The organism is Streptomyces sp. NBC_00582 (assembly GCF_036345155.1).
In the GTDB taxonomy this organism is placed as follows: Bacteria; Actinomycetota; Actinomycetes; order Streptomycetales; family Streptomycetaceae; genus Streptomyces.
Window position 1 is genome coordinate 10,323,312 of record NZ_CP107772.1, and the last position, 23,021, is coordinate 10,346,332.

General features: G+C 69.1%; 18 protein-coding genes. 11 read left to right on the top strand and 7 right to left on the bottom strand.

Annotated features, from left to right (window positions below; all coding sequences use genetic code 11):
* Positions 1 to 93 precede the first annotated feature (93 nt).
* The 7 genes from OG852_RS46935 (at position 94) to OG852_RS46965 (ending at position 8,408) form a co-directional block, all read left to right on the top strand.
* Positions 94 to 1,656 (top strand): FGGY-family carbohydrate kinase, encoded by a 1,563-nt coding sequence (locus OG852_RS46935; RefSeq protein WP_330351174.1) that lies wholly within the window; start codon positions 94 to 96, stop codon positions 1,654 to 1,656.
* Between the two features lie 49 nt (positions 1,657 to 1,705).
* A complete protein-coding gene (locus OG852_RS46940; RefSeq protein WP_330351175.1) occupies positions 1,706 to 2,794 on the top strand; it encodes a hypothetical protein in 1,089 nt (362 codons plus the stop codon).
* Positions 2,795 to 2,881: 87 nt separating this feature from the next.
* Positions 2,882 to 4,405, top strand: coding sequence for an acetaldehyde dehydrogenase ExaC (gene exaC / locus OG852_RS46945; protein ID WP_330351176.1), 1,524 nt, complete (start codon positions 2,882 to 2,884; stop codon positions 4,403 to 4,405).
* A 2-nt stretch (positions 4,406 to 4,407) separates the two neighbouring features.
* Positions 4,408 to 4,782 (top strand): DUF779 domain-containing protein, encoded by a 375-nt coding sequence (locus OG852_RS46950; protein WP_330351177.1) that lies wholly within the window; start codon positions 4,408 to 4,410, stop codon positions 4,780 to 4,782.
* A gap of 38 nt (positions 4,783 to 4,820) precedes the next feature.
* A complete protein-coding gene (locus OG852_RS46955; RefSeq protein WP_330351178.1) occupies positions 4,821 to 6,707 on the top strand; it encodes a propionyl-CoA synthetase in 1,887 nt (628 codons plus the stop codon).
* Positions 6,708 to 6,756: 49 nt separating this feature from the next.
* Positions 6,757 to 7,635: a class II fructose-bisphosphate aldolase gene (locus OG852_RS46960; RefSeq protein WP_330351179.1), complete on the top strand. Its 879-nt coding sequence runs from the start codon at positions 6,757 to 6,759 to the stop codon at positions 7,633 to 7,635.
* Positions 7,632 to 8,408, top strand: a complete 777-nt coding sequence (locus tag OG852_RS46965) for an HAD-IA family hydrolase (protein WP_330351180.1) — start codon at positions 7,632 to 7,634, stop codon at positions 8,406 to 8,408. Before OG852_RS46960 ends, OG852_RS46965 begins: the two co-directional genes overlap by 4 nt.
* Before the next feature lie 359 nt (positions 8,409 to 8,767).
* Here the strand turns inward: OG852_RS46965 and OG852_RS46970 are convergent, their stop codons facing one another.
* From OG852_RS46970 to OG852_RS46980, 3 genes are all read right to left on the bottom strand, one after another.
* The gene (locus OG852_RS46970) at positions 8,768 to 11,971 is read right to left on the bottom strand and encodes an efflux RND transporter permease subunit (RefSeq protein WP_330351181.1); all 3,204 of its coding nucleotides are present in this window, start codon (positions 11,969 to 11,971) and stop codon (positions 8,768 to 8,770) included.
* A 144-nt stretch (positions 11,972 to 12,115) separates the two neighbouring features.
* Positions 12,116 to 12,790, bottom strand: coding sequence for a response regulator transcription factor (locus tag OG852_RS46975; protein WP_330351182.1), 675 nt, complete (start codon positions 12,788 to 12,790; stop codon positions 12,116 to 12,118).
* Entirely contained in the window at positions 12,787 to 14,004 is a 1,218-nt protein-coding gene (locus OG852_RS46980) for a sensor histidine kinase (RefSeq protein ID WP_330351183.1), read from the bottom strand. Before OG852_RS46980 ends, OG852_RS46975 begins: the two co-directional genes overlap by 4 nt.
* A 370-nt stretch (positions 14,005 to 14,374) precedes the next feature.
* Between OG852_RS46980 and OG852_RS46985 the strand changes: the two genes are divergently transcribed.
* Positions 14,375 to 14,824 (top strand): DUF6069 family protein, encoded by a 450-nt coding sequence (locus OG852_RS46985; RefSeq protein ID WP_330351184.1) that lies wholly within the window; start codon positions 14,375 to 14,377, stop codon positions 14,822 to 14,824.
* Between the two features lie 147 nt (positions 14,825 to 14,971).
* Positions 14,972 to 15,181 (top strand): hypothetical protein, encoded by a 210-nt coding sequence (locus tag OG852_RS46990; RefSeq protein WP_330351185.1) that lies wholly within the window; start codon positions 14,972 to 14,974, stop codon positions 15,179 to 15,181.
* 322 nt (positions 15,182 to 15,503) lie between these two features.
* Here the strand turns inward: OG852_RS46990 and OG852_RS46995 are convergent, their stop codons facing one another.
* The 4 genes from OG852_RS46995 to OG852_RS47010 all read right to left on the bottom strand — a co-directional run bounded on the left by OG852_RS46995 (position 15,504) and on the right by OG852_RS47010 (position 19,424).
* Positions 15,504 to 16,289 (bottom strand): IclR family transcriptional regulator, encoded by a 786-nt coding sequence (locus OG852_RS46995; RefSeq protein WP_330351186.1) that lies wholly within the window; start codon positions 16,287 to 16,289, stop codon positions 15,504 to 15,506.
* 65 nt (positions 16,290 to 16,354) lie between these two features.
* Complete coding sequence (locus OG852_RS47000; protein ID WP_330351187.1) at positions 16,355 to 17,194, bottom strand: fumarylacetoacetate hydrolase family protein; 840 nt, start codon at positions 17,192 to 17,194, stop codon at positions 16,355 to 16,357.
* The gene (locus tag OG852_RS47005; RefSeq protein WP_330351188.1) at positions 17,191 to 18,879 is read right to left on the bottom strand and encodes a bifunctional 3-(3-hydroxy-phenyl)propionate/3-hydroxycinnamic acid hydroxylase; all 1,689 of its coding nucleotides are present in this window, start codon (positions 18,877 to 18,879) and stop codon (positions 17,191 to 17,193) included. The genes OG852_RS47000 and OG852_RS47005 overlap by 4 nt, the downstream gene beginning before the upstream one ends.
* A gap of 50 nt (positions 18,880 to 18,929) precedes the next feature.
* Entirely contained in the window at positions 18,930 to 19,424 is a 495-nt protein-coding gene (locus OG852_RS47010) for a VOC family protein (protein ID WP_330351189.1), read from the bottom strand.
* A 556-nt stretch (positions 19,425 to 19,980) separates the two neighbouring features.
* On the opposite strand from OG852_RS47010, the gene OG852_RS47015 reads away from it, so the two are divergent.
* Both OG852_RS47015 and OG852_RS47020 read left to right on the top strand, forming a co-directional pair.
* On the top strand, positions 19,981 to 21,450 hold the full coding sequence (locus tag OG852_RS47015; RefSeq protein ID WP_330351190.1) for a benzaldehyde dehydrogenase: 1,470 nt from the start codon (positions 19,981 to 19,983) through the stop codon (positions 21,448 to 21,450).
* A 33-nt stretch (positions 21,451 to 21,483) separates the two neighbouring features.
* Entirely contained in the window at positions 21,484 to 23,019 is a 1,536-nt protein-coding gene (locus tag OG852_RS47020; protein WP_330351191.1) for a carotenoid oxygenase family protein, read from the top strand.
* The last annotated feature ends 2 nt before the right edge of the window (positions 23,020 to 23,021 follow it).

Genomic DNA, 23,021 nt, shown 5'->3' on the forward strand with positions numbered 1-23,021 from the left:
CGGTAATTCCCTGACCGGATTCTGGTGCAGCGCAAATCGGGCCGCTCGGGACGGCGGCACGTCTGAATCTACTGAATTCAAGGAGGAATCTCAGTGGACAGCAAAAGATATGTGATCGGCATCGACGCGGGCACGACCGGATGCCGCACCGTCATCTTCAACCTCCGCGGCGACGAGATAGCGTCGGGCTACAAGGAGAACCCGCTGCGCTACCCGCAGGCCGGCTGGGTCGAGTGCAGCCCGCAGGCGATCATCGACAACTGCTACGACTCCACCCGTGAGGCGATCGGCAAGAGCGGCATCGACCCCCAGGACATCGCCTCCGTCAGCTTCACCATGATGCGGTCGAGTTTCGTGCTGCGCGACGAGGACGGCGGCTTCGTCCGGGACATCATCATGTGGCAGGACCTGCGTAACGCCGAGATGCTCCCTTGGATGGAGCAGCAGTTGGCCGAGCACGGCATGACGGCCGACGACCTCTACGACATCACCGGATTCCCCCTCGGGCAGGTCTGGCCCTCGTCGAAGATCTACTGGGTCAAGAAGCACCACCCGGAGCTGTACGAGCGCACCGCCCTCATCCACAGCATCCACGCCCTCGTCATGAAGGCCTACGGCGCCGACGACTACATCGACGACACCGACGACGCGGGCTGGTGGCAGATCGTCGACGGCGACACCTTCCAGTACGACCACAAGCTGGCCGGGATCTTCGGTGTCGACGCGGCGAAGTACTCGAAGAACGTGCCGTCGGGCACCGTCGCGGGCGCAGTGACCAGGGAGGTGGCGGAGAAGACCGGCCTGGCCGAGGGGACCCCCCTGGTCGTCGGCAGCGGCGACCACCAGTGCGCAGCCGTCGGTCTCGGCAACATCACCGAGGGCATGGCCTCCCTCGTGCTGGGCACGGCCGGCGTCATCGTGGCCCAGTCCGAACAGCCGGTGCGGGACCCCAACAGGAAGGCCCACGTGATCGGGTCGGCCCTGCACAAGTGGGAGATCGAGGGACACGCGAGCGCGGCGGCCAGCAGCTTCAAGTGGGTGCGCCAGACGTTCGGCCAGCTGGAGATGACCGCGCAGGAGCTGACCGGCATCGACTGCTACGACCTCCTGACCCGGCAGGCGGCCCAGTCCCGTCCGGGCGCGCAGGGCCTCGTCTTCGTCCCGTGGCTGGCCGGCGCGGCCTGCCCCTTCTACAACGCCGATGCCCGGGGCGCCTTCGTCGGCATGACGTTCGGGCACAATAAGTCCGACATCGTGCGGGCGGCGATGGAGGGCGTCTGCTACGAGATGCGCGCGATGATCGACGCCATCAACCAGGCCGGTCTTCCCGACTTCGAGTTCTTCCGCATATCCGGCGGCGCCGCACGCTCGCCACTGTGGAACCAGATCTCCGCCGACGTGTACGGCAAGCCCGTGGAGACCGTCAAGGCGAAGGAGGCCACCGCCCTGGGCGCCGCGATGATCGGCGCGGTCGGAACCGGCGTCTTCGGCAGTCTGAAGGAAGCCGTCGACGAGATGGTCCACGTGGTCGGACGCTGGGAGCCCGTCGAGGCCAACGTCAAGGTCTACGACGACATGTACCGAATCTTCGACGGCACCTACCACGCCCTGAGCGACCGGGTCTACCCGGCCGTCGCCGCGGCGCAGGGGTTCTGATTCCGAGCGCGCTCGGAATCAGGAAGCGCACCTGAAGGGCGATGAATCCATGGAAACAGTGATCATCGGTGTCGTGGTCTCGTTCTGCGCCGGCGCTTTCGCCGCCGCTCTGGGCGCCGTGGGGGCCGTCACCCTCACCGGACTCGCCGCATTCGTCGCGCTGCTCGTGGCCCCCGGCCAGGCAGGGCATGTCGACTTCCTCGGGGTGTATGCCTTCGGGCTCTACCTCGGACCGCACGTGTCCTTCGGCCCCGCCGTCGCGGCCGCCGCCTACGCGGGCCGGCGCGGATACCTGGAGGAGACCGGCAAGAACGTCCTCACCCCTCTCATCAGCACCGGTCGGGTCTCGCCCATGGTCGTTGGCGGCCTGTTCGGCAGCCTGGGCTACTTCCTGCAGCGCCTGTTCGCCGACGCCTTCGGCTCCCGCGTCGACAGCATCGCCCTGACGGTGACGCTGATCTGCATCATGGGCAAGCTCTTCGGCCGTTGCGGCTTCGGCGAGATCTTCGCCAGGACGCCCGACGAGGTCAAGGCGGCCGGCGGCCGCTACAGCGTGCGCAGCCCGGCGGTCTGGCTGTCCTGGCAGTGCACGCCGCCCGTCCTGACCATGGTGGGGATCTTCACCGGGGGACTGGCCGGCTGGATCGCCTGGATGATGCTGCAGAACCCGGCCACCGCCGGCCTGGCCATCATCCCCGCCTGGGCCATCGGCGTCGTCACCTTCTTCTTCTTCGCCTCGGGACTGCAGATCCCGGTCACCCACCACGTGGGCATGGTGGCCGGCCTGGCCGTGGTCCAGAGCTACGCGGTCACCCACAGCAGCATCAGCATCCTGTGGGGCATCGCCTTCGGCATCCTCGGAGCCTTCGGGGGAGAGTTCATCTCCCGCACCATCAACAACTTCGGACACGGCTACGTCGACGCACCCGCCGCGGTCATCTTCGTCGCGTCGGTGGTCGTGAACATCCCGATGAAGGACCTGGGCCTGTTCCACGACCGCTTCGTCCTGCCGGCGGTCGTCATCGCTGCCGCCGTCGCCTATTCCCTCTACATCAGCCGCAATCTCGCGGCGGCCGCGGGCGAGGCGCAGAACGTGCACGGCGGCGACGTCCCGGACGAGGTCCCCGCGGTCGGCTGACCGGCCGATCCCCGGGCACCACCACCCATCCCCCCGTTTCCCTCTGCCTCGCGCAGAGTGCCAGAGTCATGACAGGAGGGCCGTGCCATGCCCCAGTACGCAGCGCCCGGCGCACCCCAGAGCGTGGTGGCGTTCAAGCCGCGCTACGACCACTTCATCGGCGGCGAGTACGTCGCGCCGGCCAAGGGCGAGTACTTCGAGAACCCCACCCCGGTCACCGGCGCGGTCTTCACCGAGGTCGCCCGCGGCACCGCTGACGACGTCGACCGCGCGGTCGCGGCGGCCGAGGGCGCCGCGGCCTCCTGGGGCCGCACGTCCCCGGCCGAACGAGCGCTGATCCTCAACCGGATCGCCGACCGGATGGAGCAGCACCTGGAAGCCCTGGCCGTCGCCGAGTCGTGGGACAACGGCAAGCCGGTCCGCGAGACCCTCGCCGCCGACATCCCGCTGGCCATCGACCACTTCCGGTACTTCGCCGCGGCCATCCGGGCGCAGGAGGGCGGGATCTCCCAGATCGACGCCGACACGGTGGCCTACCACTTCCACGAGCCACTGGGCCCGGTGGCGCAGATCATCCCCTGGAACTTCCCGATCCTCATGGCCACCTGGAAGGTCGCCCCCGCTCTGGCCGCCGGCAACACCGTCGTACTGAAGCCGGCCGAGCAGACCCCCGCCTCCATCCACGTGCTGCTCGACCTCATCGCCGACCTGCTCCCGCCCGGCGTGCTCAACGTGGTCACCGGATTCGGCGTCGAGACCGGAAAGCCCCTCGCGCAGCACAGGGGGATCCGCAAGGTGGCCTTCACGGGCGAGACCACCACCGGCCGGCTCATCATGCAGTACGCCAGCGAGAACATCATCCCGGTCACCCTGGAACTCGGCGGCAAGAGCCCCAACGTCTTCTTCGCGGACGTGGCCGCCACCCGGGACGACTTCTACGACAAGGCCCTCGAGGGCTTCGCGATGTTCGCGCTGAACCAGGGAGAGGTGTGCACCTGCCCGTCGCGAGCGCTGATCCAGTCCTCGATGTACGAGCAGTTCCTCGCCGACGGGATCGAGCGGGTCGGCCGTATCCAGCAGGGCCACCCCCTGGACACCGAGACGATGATCGGCGCACAGGCGTCCAACGACCAGTTCGAGAAGATCCTCTCCTACATCGACATCGGCCGGAAGGAGGGCGCCAAGGTCCTCACCGGCGGCGAGCAGGCCGACCTCGGCGGAGAGCTCTCCGGGGGTTACTACATCCAGCCGACCGTCTTCGAGGGCGACAACAAGATGCGGGTCTTCCAAGAGGAGATCTTCGGCCCGGTCGTCGCGGTGACCCGGTTCGACGACTACGCCGACGCCGTCAAGACCGCCAACGACACGCTGTACGGCCTCGGGGCGGGGGTGTGGACGCGCGACAACAACACCGCCCACCGCGCGGCCCGGGAGATCCAGGCCGGCCGGGTGTGGACGAACTGCTACCACGCCTACCCCGCGCACGCCGCCTTCGGCGGCTACAAGCAGTCGGGCATCGGCCGCGAGACGCACAAGATGATGCTGGAGCACTACCAGCAGACCAAGAACGTCCTCGCCTCCTACTCGCCGAACGCGCTGGGCTTCTTCTGACCATGCCGATCCGGAGAGCCGATCTCACCGCTGCCGCCGGCCGGCTCCTGCGGGAGCTGGCCGGAGAGCACGGACCGTTGATGTTCCACCAGTCCGGCGGCTGCTGCGACGGGAGCGCACCCATGTGCTACCTGGCCGGGGAGTTCCGCACCGGTCTCTCGGACGTGCACCTGGGCGACCTCGACGTGGACGGGCTCGACACCCCGATCCCGGTGTGGATGTCGGCCGCGCAGTTCGAATACTGGAAGCACACGCACCTGACCATCGACGTGGTCCCCGGCCGGGGCGGCGGATTCTCGCTGGAAGCCCCCAAGGGTGTCCGCTTCCTGATCCGCTCGCGCGTACTCACCGACGACGAGCTCGCCCCACCGGCCTGAGGAAGCACGGGCAGTACGGACAGCACAGGGAGTCATTCATGGACGCGTATGCCGACAGCTACGCAGCAAGCCTCAAGGACCCGCAGCGGTTCTGGCTCGATGCCGCACACGCCGTCACCTGGTCACGTACACCGCGAAGGGCGCTGGACGACAGCCGCCCACCGTTCTACCGCTGGTTCCCCGACGGGGAGCTGAACACCTGTTACAACGCGCTGGACCGGCACGTCGAGGCCGGGCACGGCGAACGGCCGGCCCTCCGCTACGATTCCCCCGTCACCGGCGCCACGGCGGCATACACCTACGCCGAACTCCGGGACGAGGTCGCACGGTTCGCCGGAGTCCTGCGCGACCAAGGTGTCGGCAAGGGCGACCGGGTGGTCGTCTACATGCCGATGATCCCGCAGGCGGTCGTCGCGATGCTCGCCTGCGCCCGGCTGGGCGCGGTGCACTCGGTCGTCTTCGGCGGGTTCGCGCCCAGGGAACTCGCCGCGCGCATCACCGACGCCGCTCCCAAGATCCTGGTCACCGCCTCCTGCGGGATCGAGCCCGGCCGGGTGATCGCCTACAAGCCGATCGTGGACGAGGCGATCGCCGCCTCGGACCACCCGCCCACCTCCGTCGTGGTGCTGCAGCGTGAGCGCCTGCGCGCGGACCTGGGTCCGCGGGACCACGACTGGGACGCGCTGATGGCGAATGCCCGTCCCGCCCCGTGCGTCGACGTGGCGGCCACCGACCCGCTGTACGTGCTGTACACCTCCGGTACGACCGGTCGGCCCAAGGGAGTGGTCCGCGACAACGGCGGCCACGCCGTGGCCCTGACCTGGTCGATGAAGAACATCTACGACATCGGCCCCGGCGACGTGTGGTGGAGCGCCTCCGACGTCGGCTGGGTCGTCGGCCACTCGTACATCGTCTACGGGCCCCTGCTGGTCGGTGCCACCACCGTCCTCTACGAGGGCAAGCCGGTCGGCACACCGGATGCCGGAGCCTTCTGGCGCGTGATCTCCCAGTACGGCGTCAAGGCACTCTTCACGGCCCCCACGGGAATCCGGGCGATCAAGAGGCTCGACCCCCAGGGAGGCGAAGTCGCCAAGTACGACCTCTCCGGTTTCACGGCGCTGTTCCTCGCGGGGGAGCGGCTCGACCCGGAGACCTACCGCTGGGCGTCGTCGATCCTGGGTGTGCCGGTGGTTGACCACTGGTGGCAGACCGAGACCGGGTGGGCGGTGGCGGCCAACCCGCGAGGACTTCAGGAACTCCCGATCAAGCCCGGGTCACCGACGGTGCCGATGCCGGGATACGACGTCGAGATCCTCAGCCCCTCCGGCGAGGTCCTGCCGCCGCGCACCGAGGGCGCCATCTGCCTCAGGCTCCCCCTGCCCCCGGGCACCCTGCTGACTCTCTGGGGAGACGACGACCGCTACGTCGAGTCGTACCTGTCCCGCTTCCCCGGCCACTACAGCACCGGAGACGGCGGATACATCGACGAGGACGGCTACCTGTTCGTCATGGGCCGCACCGACGACGTGATCAACGTGGCCGGCCACCGCCTGTCCACCGGTTCCATGGAAGCGGTCCTCGGGGAACACCCGGCGGTCGCCGAGTGCGCGGTGATCGGTGTCCACGACGCACTCAAGGGCCAGGTCCCCCATGGCCTGGTGGTCCTCAAGGCCGGCGCGGACGTCGAGCCGGACACGCTCCGCGCCGAGCTGGTCGCGGCCGTACGACGGGACATCGGACCCGTGGCCGCATTCAAGGAGGTGTCGATCGTGGATGCCCTGCCGAAGACCCGCTCCGGAAAGATCCTGCGCAAGTCGCTGCGGGCCATCGCCGACGGCCGGGTGGAACCGACACCGTCCACGATCGAGGATCCCGGCGTACTGGATGTCCTCAGGCGGGTCCTGGCGCCGCCGCCCACGAATTGACGACTTGCACCTCCATCAGCGAAGCACCCCAGCAGAAGGAAGACACGCCATGGCGATGGCCAACACGGTGGATCTGGTGACCGCGGCACAGAACGGCGCATACGCAGTCCCCGCCGTCAACATCGTTGACGATCTCTCCGCACGGGCCGTCGTCCAGGCGGCCGAGGCGGCGCAGTCGCCGATCATCCTGCAAACCTCGGTCAAGACAGTGAGGAGCGTGGGCCTCACCCTGCTGGCGGCGATCGCCCGGTCGGCTGCGCAGAGCGTGCGCGTGCCCGTCGCGCTCCATCTCGACCACTGCCCCGACCGGGAAGTGATCACCCAAGTGATCGGGGCCGGTTGGACATCTGTCCTGTTCGACGCGTCGGACCGTTCCCTGGAACAGGCTCGGAAGGAGACCGCCGAGGTGGTGGCCGAGGCTCATGAGGCGGGCGTCGGCGTCGAGTCCGAGATCGAGAACATCATCGGTGTCGAGGACGGGGTCGGGTCCGACGAGGCGAAGCACTCCTACTCGGTCGGACAACTCGTCGAGGTTGCGCACGAGACCGGCACCGACATGATCGCCCCCCAACTCGGCACCGCGCACGGCCTGTACAGCGCGGCACCGGTCCTGCAGTTCCACCGCGTCGAGAGTTTGCGCGCGCTCACCGATCTCCCGGTCGTGCTGCACGGCGGCACCGGGCTGGCCGCGTCGGACTTCCGCCGGTTCATCGGCGCCGGCATATCAAAGATCAATATCTCCACCGCCCTCAAGATCGCCTACATGAAGGCGGCCCGGACCCATCTCGCCACCGCGGAGGCCACCGGCAAGTGGGAGCCGGTCAAGATGTTCGACCAGATCTCCGCGGCGGTCACGGCGGTGACGCTGGAACACATCGACCTGTTCGGCAGCAGGGGCGCGGCGACCGCGAAGGCGGTGTCCGCATGAGTGCCGACCGCGCCCTGATACTCGACTGCGACGGAGTGCTGGCCGACACCGAGCTCGACGGGCATCTCCTCGCCTTCAACCAGGCGTTCGCGGAGTTCGGCGCCCCCTTCCGGTGGACCGCGCGGGAGTACGCCGCGCTGCTGAAGACCGGCGGAGGCAAGGAGCGCCTCATGGCGTACCTGGCCGATCACCCCGCGATCGAACTGGCCGCTCCTGGTGCGGAGTTGGCCGACAAGGTCGCCGCCATCCACCGGCGCAAGAGTCAGATCTACATCCAGCTCGTCAACGACGGCGCGCTGCCCGGCCGACCGGGCGTGCGGCGCCTGATCACCGAGGCGCTCGACGCCGGCTGGCAGGTCGCCGTGGCCTCCACCTCGGCTCAGCACAGCGTCGAGGCGGTGCTGCGCTCGGTGGTCGGCGCCGACATCAGGGCCCGGATGAGCGGCGTCTACGCAGGGGACATCGTGCCCGCCAAGAAGCCCGCACCGGACATCTACCTGCTGGCCCTGCGCGAACTGGGCCGCTCGGCCGAGGAGGCAGTCGTCGTCGAGGACTCCGAGTCCGGCGCGCTCGCCGCCGCCCGGGCGGGCCTCCCGCACCTCGTCACCACCAGCCACTTCACCGCCGACGACCCGTTCCCCGATGCTCGGACGGTCCTCTCCGACCTCGGCGAACCGGCAGCGCCGGCCGGTTTCCTGGCGGGCAAAGACGTACGCAACGACCAGGGCGTGGTCGACGTTCGCTCACTCCACAGGATCCTGGCCGAGGACTAGCCAATCGGCGCAGGCGCCCGGGCTGGTCCGAAGGCGCACACGGCTCGCCTGCTTCAGGACGTCCGGGCGTCGGCCCGGACGTCCCCACACCTGATGGCCCCGGCAGGCTCGGCCCACGTACTGCCACCGGCGAATCGGCCGGGCGACGTGCCATGGGAGCACCCGCAAGGTGATCGCCGGCTGTCGCGGAGCCGCAGCCAGATCGAAGGAGGGTGTCCGTCCGCCCTGGTGGCGAACCGGCTTTCCCTGCAACGAGCCCGCCACTCGGCGCTGTCCAGCCGGTACGGCACGACAGCGCGAGGTCCCCCCTTTCGCCCGCGGGTGCCGGTGGGCGAAAGGGGGGATCCGGGGACGTCGGATCAGGACACGAGGGTTGGGGACTGAGCCGGTTCAGGAGCCGCGCGCCGGGCTTTGCGGCGTTCGCGGCGGGTCTCGACCATGGTGTAGAGGGTCGGGATCAGGAGGAGGGTCAGTGCCGTGGAGCTGACCAGCCCACCGATGACGACCACAGCGAGCGGCTGGGAGATGAACCCGCCGGAGTCAGTGATGCCGAGGGCCATCGGGGTGAGGGCGAAGATGGTCGCCAGCGCGGTCATGAGGATGGGCCGCAGCCTGCGTCGGCCGCCTTCCTGGACGGCTTCGATGACGGGCACGCCCTGCTCGCGGTACTGGTTGACGAGGTCCACGAGCACCACCGCGTTGGTGACCACGATGCCGATGAGCATCAGCAGGCCGATCAGCGCGGCGACCCCGAGCGGCGTACCGGTCACCGCGAGCAGGAGGAAGGCGCCGGTGAAGGCGAACGGGACGGACACGAGCAGCACCAGCGTCTGCCGGATGCTGCGGAAGACCGCCACGAGCACCAGGAAGACGAGCGCGATCGCCGCCACCATGGCCAGGATGAGCGAGGAGAAGGCGCCGCTCTGGCTGGAGGTGACACCGCCCATGGAGTAGGTGACGCCCGAGGGCAGGTCGACCTTCTTCACGGCGTTCTCGACCGCGGTGCTGGCCGCGCCCGTGTTGTCGCCGACGGGCGTGGCCGAGATGGTGACGGCCTGGCTGTCATCGACGCGGGTGCGCTTGACGGGGGCCTCGACCTGGGTGACGGTGGCGACCTTGGCCAGGCGGACCTCACCCTGCGAGGTGCTGACCTGTAGTGCCTTCAGGGCGCTGACGGTGTCGGGGGTGTTGTCGGCGTTCTTGATGACGACGTCGTGCTGGGTGTCGTCGAAGGTCACCTGGGTGGCGGTGGTGCCCTGCAGAGCCTGGCTGACGGTCGAGGCCAGTGTGGAGTCGCTGACCCCGTACTCGGCGGCCGCCTCGCCCTTGGCCTTGACCGAGATCTCGGGCGCCTCCTTGGCCAGGTCGCTCGTCACCCCGGTCACCTGGTCGACCTTGTCGAGCGCCTTCACGACGCGCTGACTCGCGGTGCTCAGGGCAGCTTCGTCCTGGCCCTTGAGGGTGAGTTCGATGTCGCTGCTGGAGCCGCCCACACCGGCCTGGGTGAACGACATGTCGCCGATGCCGCTGAGCTTGTCGAATTTCGACTTCAGATCGTTCTGGATGGCGGCGGAGTCGGTGCCGCTCTTGAGGGCCAGCGTGTAGGAGGCGCTGTTGCTGCCGCTCGAACCGCCGCCGAACGACATGGCGGAGTCGCCCTGCGAACCGATGGTGACCTGGTACGCGGACACGCCGTCCTCGTGCGCGAGGATCTTCTCGACCTTCTTGGCCGCCACGTCGGTGGTCTCGAGGTCGGTGTTCGCCGACAGGGTCTGGGTCAGGCTCAGGGAGCTTGCGCTGTCGTTGCCGAGGAAGCTGGTCTTCAGGGTGCCGAGCAGGCTGACGGTGACGACGAACACGACGACGGCCATGGCGATCACGGACTTGCGGTGCTTCACGGCCCAGTTGACGACGGGAACGTAGCGCCGGGAGAGCAGGCTGTCGCGCTCCTCCGCTTCGGCCCGGCGGCGGAACTCCTCCGGGTTCGTTCCCGCGGCCTCCTTGGGAGGCCTGAGGAACCAGTAGGCCAGCGCCGGCACGATGGTCAGCGAGACCAGCAGCGAGGCCAGCATGGCGACGACCACGGTGAAGCAGAACGGCCGGAAGAGCTGTCCCACCAGGCCGCTGACCAGGCCGATGGGAATGAAGACGGAGACGGTGGTGATGGTCGAGGCGGTGACCGCGGTGGCGACCTCGCGCACCGCGGTGAGGACGGCCTGCTTCTTCTCCTCCCCGTAGCCGAGGTGGCGCTTGATGTTCTCCAGCACCACGATCGAGTCGTCCACGACGCGTCCGACGGCCATCGTGAGCGCCCCGAGGGTGAGGATGTTCAGCGAGTAGCTCTGCCACCAGAGCCCGATCATCGCGATCAGCAGCGACAGCGGGATGGACACGGACGTGACCAGCGTGGAGCGGGCCGACCGGAGGAAGATCAGGATCACGATCATGGCCATGAAGAGGCCGAGCACGCCCTCTTCGAGAAGGCCGACCACGGACTTGTGAACCTGCGGTCCGTTGTCCGAGATGACGGTCAGCTTCGTCTGATGGCCGAGGGTCTTCTCCAGGTCGGAGAGCTTGTCCCGGACGCCCGTGGAGACGGAGGAGGAGCTGCCGTCCTGGCTGAGCGTGATGGACAGGCCCAGGCTGGACCGGCCGTCGGTGCGGGTGACGGAGGTGACGGTGGCGCTCTGCAGTGACACCGACGCCACGTCCTTCAGCTGCACGGGTGCCGCGGACGAGGAGGTGGTGGTCCCGCTGCCGCTCGCCGAACCCGCGAAACCGCTCTGTGCGGAGCCCATGGACGAGGAACCGGTGGACGAGCTGGACGGGCTGAGCCACAGGTCCTCGATCTGCTGCAGGGCGGAGCTCGAATCGCCGACCTGGACACTGACGGTCTTGTGGTTCGAGGTCACCGATCCGGCGGCCGAGGTGGAGTTGTCGGCACTCAGCGCGGAGCTGATCGACTGGGTGGTCAGGCCGTGCTTCTTCAGCTTGCCGGCGTCGGGGGTGATGACGACCTGCCGGTCGGTCTCCCCGGACAGAGTGACCTTGTTGACCCCGGAGACCTGCTTCAGCTTCGGCTCGACCGTGTTCTGGAGAGCCTTCGCCAGTTGCTGCGAACTCTGGTCGGAACTCGCCGCCAGCGTCATCGTCGGCATGGCGTCGGTGCTGCCCGTCTGCACCTGGGGCGAGACGCCGCTGGGCAGCTGCGAGGAGATTCTGGAGATGGCCGTCTGTACGTCGTTCGCCTTGCTGGTGAGGTCGGCACCGTAGTTGAACTCGACGGACACCTGGGCCGAGCCCTGCTGAGAGGTGGAGGTCACCGACTTGACCGCGGAGACGCCCTGCACGGCACTTTCGATCGGCTTGACGACCTGGCTCTCCACCACCTCGGGCGAGGCACCCTGATATGTCGCGGTCACGGCGACCGTGGGGATGGACAGGTCGGGCAGCAACTGCTGTTTCAGCGCAGAGGCGCCGTACGCGCCCACGCCGATGACGATGATCGTGATCAGTGCCACCAGTTTTCTGTTGGCGAGGCTGATCCTGGACAGCCATGACATGCGAGGGTCCTCCGGGGATGAGCTAGAGCGGCGCGGTCGGTGTGCACGTGCCGCGTCGGGCCCAGCCTTTCGGTCCGCCGCGCCGGCTGTCGTCGGAGCACTGCGGTGCATCGCGGCTACCGCGAACGCGGTAGCCCGTCATCCTCAGGGCCCATCGCCCGGCCGGATCAGTCCGCTCTCGTACGCGATGACCACGAGCTGCGCCCGCTCACTGACCTTGAGTTTGGTCATCGCCCGGTTGATGTGTGTCTTCACCGTGTGCGGGCTCAGATGGAGCCGCCCGGAGATGTCGTCGTTGGTCAGCCCACGGCCGACCAGGGTGAGGATCTCCTGCTCGCGAGGTGTGAGGACGTGCAGGCGCTCGGTCTGCTGTTTCCAGGCCGGCTCGACGTGCCGCTGGAAGCGGGCCATCAGCGCCCTGGTCGCCGTAGCGGACAGCAGGGCTTCGCCTCTGGCGATCGTCTCGATGGCGTCCACCAGCTCCTGCGGGTCGGTGCCCTTGCCGATGAATCCGCTGGCGCCGGCCCGGATCGCCTCCGCCACGTACTCGTCCACCTCGAAAGTGGTCAGGATCAGCACCTTGACGTCGACGGTCCGCTCGTCCGAGGCGAGTATCCGAGTGGCCTCCAGGCCGTCGACCACCGGCATCCGAATGTCCATCAGCACCACGTCGGCCCGCTGCTCACGTGCCAGTTCGACGGCCTCGGCGCCGTTGGCGGCCTCGCCCACCACCTGCATGCCGGGCGTGTTGTCCACCAGGAGCCGCAGCGTGCCGCGCAGCAGGGCCTGGTCGTCGGCCAGGACGACGCGGATCGTCATTCCGCCTCCCGACCGGTGTCACGGGCGCGGCCCAACGGCAGCCTGACCTCCACGACGAACCCCCCGGACGAGTCGGGGCCGATCGTGGCCCGGCCGCCGACCGCTGCGCTGCGCTCCCGGATGCTGATGAGACCGCGCCCGGTGCCGCCGGCGTCCAGGCCGCGGAGAACCGGCGACACCACGGCGGGAGGGCCGTTCTCCACGGTGACGCGGAGGCTGTCGTGGCCGAAGCCCAGCCGTACGCGGGCTTGTCCGGCTCCGGCGTGCTTGCAGACATTGGTGAGCGCCTCCTGGACGATGCGGTAGGCGGCCACGTCCACAGCCATGGGCACGGGCTGTCTCTCGCCCTCCCGCTCGACCTCGACCTTCAGCCCCGCGTGGGCGAACGACTGGACCAGTTCGCCCACGCGGTCGAGCCCGGGCACCGGGTCGCGAGGCGGATCGGCGTCGTCCCCGGGCCTGCTCAGCAGGCCGACCATGGTGCGCAACTCGTCGAGCGCCTGCTTGGAACCGTCCCGGATACTGCGCAGCGACTCGGTCGCCAGGGTGGGGGTTCGCTCGCCCAGGTGGAGGGCGACACCGGCCTGGGTGGTGATCAGGGTCAGCTCATGCGCGACCACGTCGTGCAGCTCACGGGCGATGCGCAGACGTTCCTCCGCGACCCGTCGCTCCGCTTCCTCCTCCCGGGTGCGCTCGGCCCGCAGCGCGCGCTCCTCCAGCGCGATCACATAGGCGTGCCGGATGCGCGCCGCGTACCCGATGGCCGTGGCCAACCCTACCCAGGTCAGGGGAACCACCCGTTGGGGCCCGAACAGCGGTCCGCTGCCCCAGGCCATCGATGCGGTCAGCAGGCAGACCATGACGACCAGAGCGGCGGTCCACGCGGGCTTGCGGTCGAAACACCGCGCGACGTGGTACATGGCCACGATGAGCGCGGGTATGAACGGGAGCGCGGCGTGGCCGGCCGCCTGGGAGCCCACGGTCACCAGGGTGAGCGCACCAAGCGTCCACCACGGTGCTCGCCTCCGGCACAGCAGTGATACGCCGCCGGCGGCGGGCAGGATGAAGGCCGCCAGGGTGAAGCGTGTCGCGGCGTCGCCGGAGACGGGCGGGTTCATCGACATCGCCGCGACCACACAGACCAGCACGACGAGTACGCACTCCTGCCACCAGGAACGCAGGCGGACCTCGCCGCGGGCACCGAGGGCTCTCATGCCTCAAGCGTAAGGACGAGCTCGACCCAACACGTCACCTGTGTGCGGCAGCGCCCATGTACTGCGGACGCGGTATGCCCGGCCGTATGGACGTCCCTGAGGTAGTGGGCCCTGCCGGGTCATCCTCCGCCGGTGCGGGCGTCAGTACCCGGAACAGGAGTCGAACGGTGAGGAGCGCCGGTTACGAAGGCTCAAGTTGATCCAGGCTCGCATCTCCTCGGGAGGTGAGCCAGCAGGTGGAAGTCATGGGGGCCGGCCCGGATCGTCTGTTTGCCCTTTAAAACAGTCCGGGCGTATTGTCTGAGTGCTTGAAGCGTCAAGCGTCTCCAGAGGGCGGCGCTCGCTTCTCGAACCCATCTAGGAGGTCCCCGTGCCTGGTTCCGTCTCCGATGCCGTCGAGTCCACCGCACCTGCCCAGCGCCCGAGCGCCCTGACCGTGGTCGGCGGGCTGCTCGCGGCTGCTGCCGCCGCCGCCGTGGGGAACGCGGTGGTCGCCCTCGTTGCGCATGCGGGCGGCGCGTCGCACGACTTCGCTCCGCTGACTCCGTCCGCCTACGTGCCGCTGACCGTGATCGGCGTCCTCCTCGGTGCCGTCGGCTGGGTGATCGTCCGTCGTGCGGCCAAGAATCCGACGGGCCTGCTGCGCTGGCTGGCGCCCGTTGTCGTGGTCGTCTCGTTCGTTCCCGACCTGGCTCTGCTCGGCGGGGGCATGGCCGGCAGCGGTCCGCTGGCCATCGTGGCGCTGATGGTGATGCACGTCGTGGTGGGGGCAGTGGCCGTTTTCGGCTATCGGCGCGTCCTGCCGCTACCGGTCCGCTGACACCTCAGCGGGCCACCGAGGTCCGTGAGCTGCCGTGAGCGGTGTCCCGCAGCCTGATCCGGCCAGGTTCCGGGACACCGCCGTCTGTGTATGACCAGAGCGGCTTCACGCCGTCAGTGATCTTTCCACCTGGCAATCACGGCGTGGATGAGCCGGTTGCGCATTACGGGGCACTTCATAGTCGTCCTTACTCGCACGCCGCTGGCGGCGCAGCGGCGTGCGGCCACCCTCGGCGTGCCGTGCACCATCGACGCCTGGGACGGACATGCCTGCTCTTTTGCTGCGGTCGGCAAGATGATCGAGGGTGCGCTCGGCGCCACGAGCCTCGTCCACGATGCCGGTCTGTCATCATTCTGATGACAGACGCAAGGGTGGCAGCCTCAAGATCCTCGAGGCCATCGCCATCCGCAACCGAGGCGCCCTGGTCATCGACGCCGTCGCCGCCACCGCTGGTGTGTGGCTGTCGTGCGTGGGGGCGGGGTCCCTGGAGTCGCACTCTCCCGGACGGGCTGTGGGAGAACGCAACGAACTGGCGTGACAGTCGAATTCGCGGTTGGTGACATCCTCTGACGGCTCTTGGCCGAGGAAACGGGCGTCCCCACGAATGCGGCGACGGCGGCGGCGAGTTCAGCGACACCCGCAGCACCGTCAGGGTCATGCTCTGCTCGCACAGGCAGTGTCAGCCTGCGACGACGACCATCCGTTCGCTGATCTCGCCCGCCGTGGCGAGGACCTTCTGGGCGATCTCCGCCTCGGCCTCCGGGTAGACCCGGGAGGCGAGGGCGGCAACGCTCACCGCCGCCACCACCTGCTTGTTCTCGTCCCGGATGGGCGCGGCGATGCCCACCACGTCGGGGTCCAGTTCGCCCCGGGTGATCGAGTAGCCGAGGCGGCGGATCCGGCTGAGGCGTTCCATCAGCGCGTCGACGTCGGTGAGGGTGGCCGAGGTGAACCGGCGTAGCTCGGTGGCCTCCAGCAGGTGGCGGGCCTCGTCGTCGGGGCTCCAGGCCAGCAGGACGAGGGCGGAGGCGCCGGCGTTGATGGGCAGGGCGCTGCCGCGTTCGTAGGAGATCCGTACGGCGCGGGTGCTTTCCGCGCGGTCCACGCACACCACCAGGTCGCCGGTGCGGCGGGTCAGCAGTACGGTTTCGTGCGTCTCCTCGGCGAGCGCCTCCATCGACGCCATGGCGATCTCGGAGAGACCGTAGCTGCGGCGGGCCAGCCGGGCGATCTCCAGCACCCGCAGACCGAGCCGGAAGCCACCGCCGGGGGCCTCTTCGAGGAAGCGCCCGGCGACCAGGCTCTGCAGGTAGCGGTACGCGGTGGAGCGCGCGACGCCGAGCCGCTCCGCTACGGCCGACCCTGAGACGACCAGATTGACGTCATCGAACATGGTCAGGATGTCCAGCGCCCGGTCGGCGGTGGAGTTGCGGTCGCGATAGCTGGGGGACGCGTTTCCTGACATGCGAGACACTGTAGCGGGTGAGCGCGGGCAGGAGGAAGTCGCGCCCGGCTGCCCGCTTGCCCGGTCTACAGCTGGTCCTTGGTGACGGTGTTGCGTAGTTCCCCCAGGCCCTCCACGGTCGTCACCAGTTCCTGGCCGGGGCGCAGGAACACCTTCGGGTCGCGGCCGGCGCCCACGCCGCCCGGGGTTCCGGTGAGGATCAGGTCGCCGGGCAGCAGGGTGATGATGGTGCTGACGTAGGCGATGGTGTCGGCGACGTCGAAGAGCAGGTCGGCGGTGTTGGACTTCTGCATGGTGTGGCCGTCGACGCTGCAGGAGATGGTCAACCCCGAGGCGCCGGGCGGGACTTCGTCGGCGGTGACGAGCGCCGGCCCGACGGGCGTGGTGGCCTCGAAGGTCTTGCCGGACAGGAACTCGCGGGTGCGGTGCTGCCAGTCGCGGACGGTGACGTCGTTGGCGACGGTGTAGCCGGCGACGTGCTTCAGGGCCTTCTCACGCGGTATATGGCGGCCCGCGCGTCCGATGACGACTGCCAACTCCGCCTCCCAGTCGAGGTCGTTGCTGACCGGTGGCATGTGGATGTCGTCGTGGGCGCCGATCAGGGAGCCGTCGTACTTTGCGAAGAGGGTGGGGTGGGCTGGGGTCGGGCGGCCCATCTCCTTGATGTGGGTGGCGTAGTTGAGCCCCAGGCAGATGATCTTGTTGGGGTGGGGAACGAGTGGGGCGAGCGACGCCTCGGCCAGGGGGACGCGCTTGCCGCCTGCGGCAACCGCCCGCTCGGGCCAGTCGTCGCCGGCGGCGAGCAGCGCGCCGACGTCGGAGAAGGGCAGCAGGACGAGTTCCTCGCCTTCCAGCCGGGCGGCGGCGGTCTGGTCGTCGGCGACGCGGACGGTGCTGAGCCTCATCGGGATACTCCTGTGGGGTCGTGCTGACCATGGGGATGGGGGGCGGGGTCGGTCGCCGCGGGAGGGACGGTGGCCGTCATGGGGTGGGCGGTGAAGCGCCGCAGCTCCGCGGCGACGTGCTTGGCCCGCTCGGGGGTGAAGACAGCAGCCACCAGACGGTCAGGACGTACGAGTACGACGCGCCCGTCCAGTCCGGTGAAGAGGGCTTCGAGTCGGCCGTCGGCGTCGGCGATGCCCACCCGGCCCGCTCGGTCACGCGGTGCCCGGTCGTCCAGGAAGACGTCCACCTCGGCGGCGTCCGGGAGGCCGGCGCGGGTGACGGCCGCCCAGTCGGCGTCCGTCACGCCGATCCCGAGAAGGCTCCAGCCCTGCCCGAGGATGTCGTCGAGCCGGGTGACGCGGTGATGCGGTCCGTGCAGCACCCGCGGCTGCGGCAGCATCGTGCCGACGAGTCCCCGGCCCGGACCGTCCAGAGGGATGACGGCACCCGATCTGACCCGGGTGTCGGGGCGGTAGCGCATCTCGGTGAGGTAGCGGTGTCCCGGCCGTGTGCGCATGGCTGCGCGCACCATCAGGTCACGCAGCAGTGCGCGGGGGCGGCTGGTGGTCATGACGATCCGGCCGAGCCGTACGGACAGGTCGATCACCGCCCGGGCGTGCGGGCGCCGCTCGGTGTCGTACGTGTCCAGCAGCGCATCGTCGGCCCGGCCCGCCAGGACTTCGGCGACCTTCCAGCAGAGGTTGGCCGCGTCCCGCACACCCGAGTTGAGACCCTGCCCGGCGAACGGCGGCATCATGTGCGCAGCGTCGCCGAGCAGGAAGCAGCGCCCGTCGCGCAGCCGCTCGGCCAGCAGCGCGTGGAAGCTGTAGGCGACGGCGCGCTCGACCTGCTCTTGGGTGATCTGCCGGTACGGCTCGAGGAGTCGGCGCACCAGAGGGAACGGAGGTGGCGTTCCCGCCTCGCACTCGCCCGCCTTCATACGGAACTCGTAGCGGCAACGTCCCTCCCGCCCGGGGACGATGACGACAGGCCGTTCCGGGCTGCCGTGGTGCATGCCGTAGCGCTGGTCGTGCGTGTCGTCCAGGGTGTCGACCACCAGCCATACCTCGTCGGGGAAGCTGCGCCCCTGCATGCGGATGGACAGCAGGTCGCGTACGGTGCTGCGGCCGCCGTCGCAGCCGAGGACGTAGGAGACCTCCAGCTCCTCGACCGGCCCGTCCCCCCCGCCCGTGCGAAGCGACACGTCCACGTGGTCGGGGTGCCCGGTGAGGTGTGTCAGCCGGGTGTCGAAGCGGACGTCCACGTTGGGGAGGCGACGCAGCTGCTCGCGCAGCACGCGTTCCAGGTCCGGCTGGGCGAAGGGGTTCTTGAACGGATGTCCGAGACGCTGGTCGCCGGTGCCGCGAGCGTGGACGAGCGGCTGTCCGTCGGCGCCGAAGTACCTGGTTCCCGTGCCCGGCACGAGGATCGGGTAGACCGCCTCGTCGAGGCCATCGGCCGACTGCAAGGTGCGCAGCGACTCGTCGTCGAGACTGATCGCCTTGGCGTCGTTGCTCGTGGTGGCGTTGCGTTCCACCAGCAGCACCCGTACGCCGCGGGAGCCCAGCAAATGGGCGGCTGTCAGGCCGGTCGGGCCGGCACCGACGATCAGCACGGCGGGCTGCCGTACAGAGAGTTCTGTCATGAGGGGCCTTCCGTGGTTCCTCCGCACGTTCCTTCCTGCGGTCGTGCGGACTACTGCACCGGCTGGTAGGCCGGGCCGCCCTCGGTCAGCAGCCGCTCGACCTCGGCGAAGATCTCCTGCGGGGGGAGGTCCAGGTTGAGTGTCTTGCGGAACGGCTGGCGGACGTCACGCTCGACGCGCAGGTAGACCTCGTTGCGGTTGCCCTCGGGGTCGAAGAAGTAGATCCCGATCGCGTTGCCGTGCGTCACCTCTTGCTGGACCTGGATGCCCTCGGCGCGGAAGCGCCTGTGGAAGTCGATGATCGTCTCCAGGGAGTCCACGCGCCATGACACCTGGTGCGTGAGCATGGCCCCGGCAGGGGCGGTGCGGCCCCGCTGCAGGACGAACTCATGGTGCTCCTCCGCCGGCCGCGCGGAGAAGAACACGATGCCCATCTCCTCGTCCTCGTCCGTGACGGTCAGCCCCAGCACCCGTTCGTAGAAGTCGCGCATCTTCTCCAGGTCGTCGACCCAGAAGCCGGTGTGACCCAACCCAGTGATCGCCATGAGATGTCTCCTTTTGTAGGACTCAAGTCTTGTATCATGGGACGGTAGGTCGATGTGGGTGGTTGCGTCAACCGACGAGAAAGCGGAAATTGCTGCATCAAGCCTCTTGACGTCGTGCGTTCTCTCGGTGCAGCGTCCTGTATAACGCTAAGCAAGTCCGGATATGCGGGACGTATATGTTGTTCGGAGAGCTCGCGAGGACCGCTCACACCGCTACTGGGGGCCCCATGACTCGTTCGGATGTAGGCCGAGCTGCACCGGCCGGTGCGGGGGTCTGCATCCGCGCCGCAAAGAGGACACGGACACCGCCCCGAAGGCCGAGGCCGACTTCATCTTCCTCGCGGTCTGTTCTGCTCTTCGCCGCCGCTCCGGGTGTGCCGGCGGCCGATGCCGTGCTCGGCCTCGAGCGATCGTCAACGGGCAGCGACAGGTCCGGGTCTGCGCGGGGTGGTACCCGGATGAAACGGGACCGAGGCCAGAAAACGCCCTGCCTCGCCATCTTTGAGACACGACACATAACCTTCGCGACACAACGCACTGAGTGGAACGGGACACCATGACGCTTTTGGACAGCAGCACCTGGGAGGGCCGCATCTTCTCCGGCTCGGGTGAGTGGATCAGCGGTTCGGGCGAGCCGTACCAGGCCGTCGAGCCCGCGACCGGCAAGACGCTGGGCAGCGTCGGCTCCGCCTCCCCGGCCGACGTGGACAAGGCGGTGGAGAAGGCGGTGCGGGCCCAGCGCGAATGGGCCGCCCGGCCGTACTCCGACCGCGCCGCCGTGCTGCGCCGCGCCGCGCGCCTCTTCGAGGAACACCAGCAGGAGATCGAGACCTGGCTGATGCGGGAATCCGGCGCGATACGGCCGTTCGCCGCGCTGCAGGTCTCCAGCGGTGGTGCCGAGGAATGCCACGAGGCCGCCGCCCTCGCCGGGGCGCCCTACGGTGAGCTGCTGCGTTCCGGGCAGCAGCGGCTGTCGTTCGCCCGTCGCAATCCCGTCGGGGTGGTCGGCGTCATCGCCCCGTTCAATGTGCCGGTCATCCTGGCCATGCGAGCGGTCGCCCCGGCTCTCGCCCTCGGCAACGCGGTCGTCCTCAAGCCGGACCCCCGTACCGCGATCAGCGGCGGCGTGGTCTTCGCCCGCGTCTTCGAGGAGGCGGGCCTGCCTTCTGGTCTGCTGCATGTCCTGCCCGGCGGCGCGGACGTGGGCGCGGCTGTGGTGGAGCATCCGCGGATCCCCGTGATCGCGTTCACCGGCTCCACGCGGGCCGGGCGCGCCATCGGTATCGCCGCCGCACAGCACCTCAAGCGGGTCCACCTGGAGCTGGGCGGGAACTCCGCTCTCGTCATCATGGACGACGTCGACCTCGAGAAGGCCGCCTCGGTGGGTGCCTGGGGATCCTTCGTCCACGCCGGCCAGATCTGCATGGCCAGCAGCCGCCACCTCGTCCACGCCTCGGTCGCCGACGAGTACACGGCCCTGCTCGCGCAGCATGCCGACGCGCTCACCGTCGGCGACCCGACCACCGAGAAGGTCGCCCTCGGCCCGGTCATCGACGCCGGGCAGCGCGACAACATCCACCGCATCGTCACCGAGACGGTCGAGGCCGGTGCCCGGCTGGCCGCGGGCGGCACCTACCAAGACCTCTTCTACCGGCCGACCGTGCTCACCGACGTACCGCTCACCGCGCCCGCCTACGCACAGGAGATCTTCGGGCCCGTGGCACCCGTCGTCCCCTTCCAGGACCTCGACGAGGCGGCCCACCTGGCCGCCGGGACCGAGTACGGGCTGTCCCTCGGCATCCTCACCCGGGACGTCATGAAGGGCCTGGCCCTTGCGGAACGCGTCCCCAGCGGCCTGGTCCACATCAACGACCAGACCGTCAACGACGAGGCGGTCATCCCCTTCGGCGGAGTCGGCGACTCCGGCACCGGATCCCGGCACGGCGGCGCCGCCGCCAACATCGAAGCCTTCACCGAGCAGCAGTGGGTCACCGTCCGGGGCGAGCTCCCGCACTACCCCTTCTGACGGCCCTCCTCACAGAACCACACGGAGACCCCCATGGCCCCGAACTCCATGCCCCCTGCTCCCATGACCGTCGTCCCCCGCCGGACCGAACAGGCCGCCGCGTCCTCGCACGCGGAAGCGGGATGGTCCACGGACAACAAGTTCCTCAATGGCCCCTTCGCCCCCTGGACGGAGGAGAGCGAGGGGTACGACCTGGAGGTGGACGGCGAGATACCGTCCGACCTCGCGGGCGCGCTGTTCCGCGTCTCCTCCAACCCCCGCTTCGAGCCACGCAACACCGACCGCTACCACTGGTGGGAGGGCGACGGGATGGTATGCGGCATCTACCTGCGCGAGGGCAGGGCCGCCTACCGCACCCGCTGGGTCGAGACCGACTCGATGAAGGTCGAGGTGGAGGCCGGGGAAGCGATCTACAGCGGCTTCGTCAACGGCGGCACCCCGGGCCGGCTGCCCGAGGGCGCCCCGCGCGCCAAGAACGTGGCCAACATCAACGCCGGCCTCTTCGACGACCACCTGATCGTCTACTTCGAGGGCGGACTGCCGCACGCGCTGGACCCCGAGACCCTGCGCACCCTGGGCACGTACGACTTCCATGGCGGCATCGACGTCCTGTGCACCGGCCACTACAAGACCGACCCGGACACCGGCGACATGCTGTTCTTCGCCGCCGTCGGACCGACGATCACCTGGTACCGCGCCGACGTGAAGACGGGCCGGATCATCGACTCGCACTCCTTCGACATCGGCGTCCCGGTCCTCATGCACGACTTCGCCGTCAGCGACACCTACGCCATCTTCTTTGTCACGCCGGCCCAGTTCCGGTTCGACCTGGTAGCCCAGAGCAGGCCCGGCGTGGTCTGGGACGAGAACTCCCTCGAACACGGCGTGCAGATCGTCCTGATGAACCGTCAGACCCACGAGGTCACCTGGCACGAGCTCGGCGGCCACTGGGCCAACACCCACTTCTTCAACGCCTACGAGCAGGACGGCCGGCTGGTCATCGACGGCCACCGCATCAGCCGGCTCGGCACCCCCGTCGACCGCATCGGGACGCCCGTGACCTCCCACGAGTGGTTCCCCCCGGCCCAGCCCTACCGGTGGTGCGTGGACCTGGCGACCGGCCGGGCCACGGAAAAGATGGTCAGCGGCATCTTCGGCGAGTTCCCGAAGATCAACGACGCGTACACGGGCCGGCCGACCCGCTACGGCTACTTCGTCACCACGCGTGGCCTGGCCGACGACATCATGTCCGACGGCCTGGCCCGCCACGACTACCTGCTCGACCACACCACCGTCGTGGAAGGCCCCGACGGCCTGACCAGCCCCGGCGAACCGATCTTCGTCCCCCGAGAGAACGCCCGCGGCGAGGACGACGGCTACCTGCTCTCCCTGTGGTGGAACCGCACCACCAACCTCACCGAACTGCTCATCCACGACGCGGCCGACCTGCGCCGCACCCCGCTGGCCCGGGTCAAGCTCCCCAGCCGGGTGCCCTTCGGCTTCCACGGCAGCTGGGCCGACCACGCCACTCTGGACCAGGCCATCGCCGCCCACCGCGGCAACGACTGACG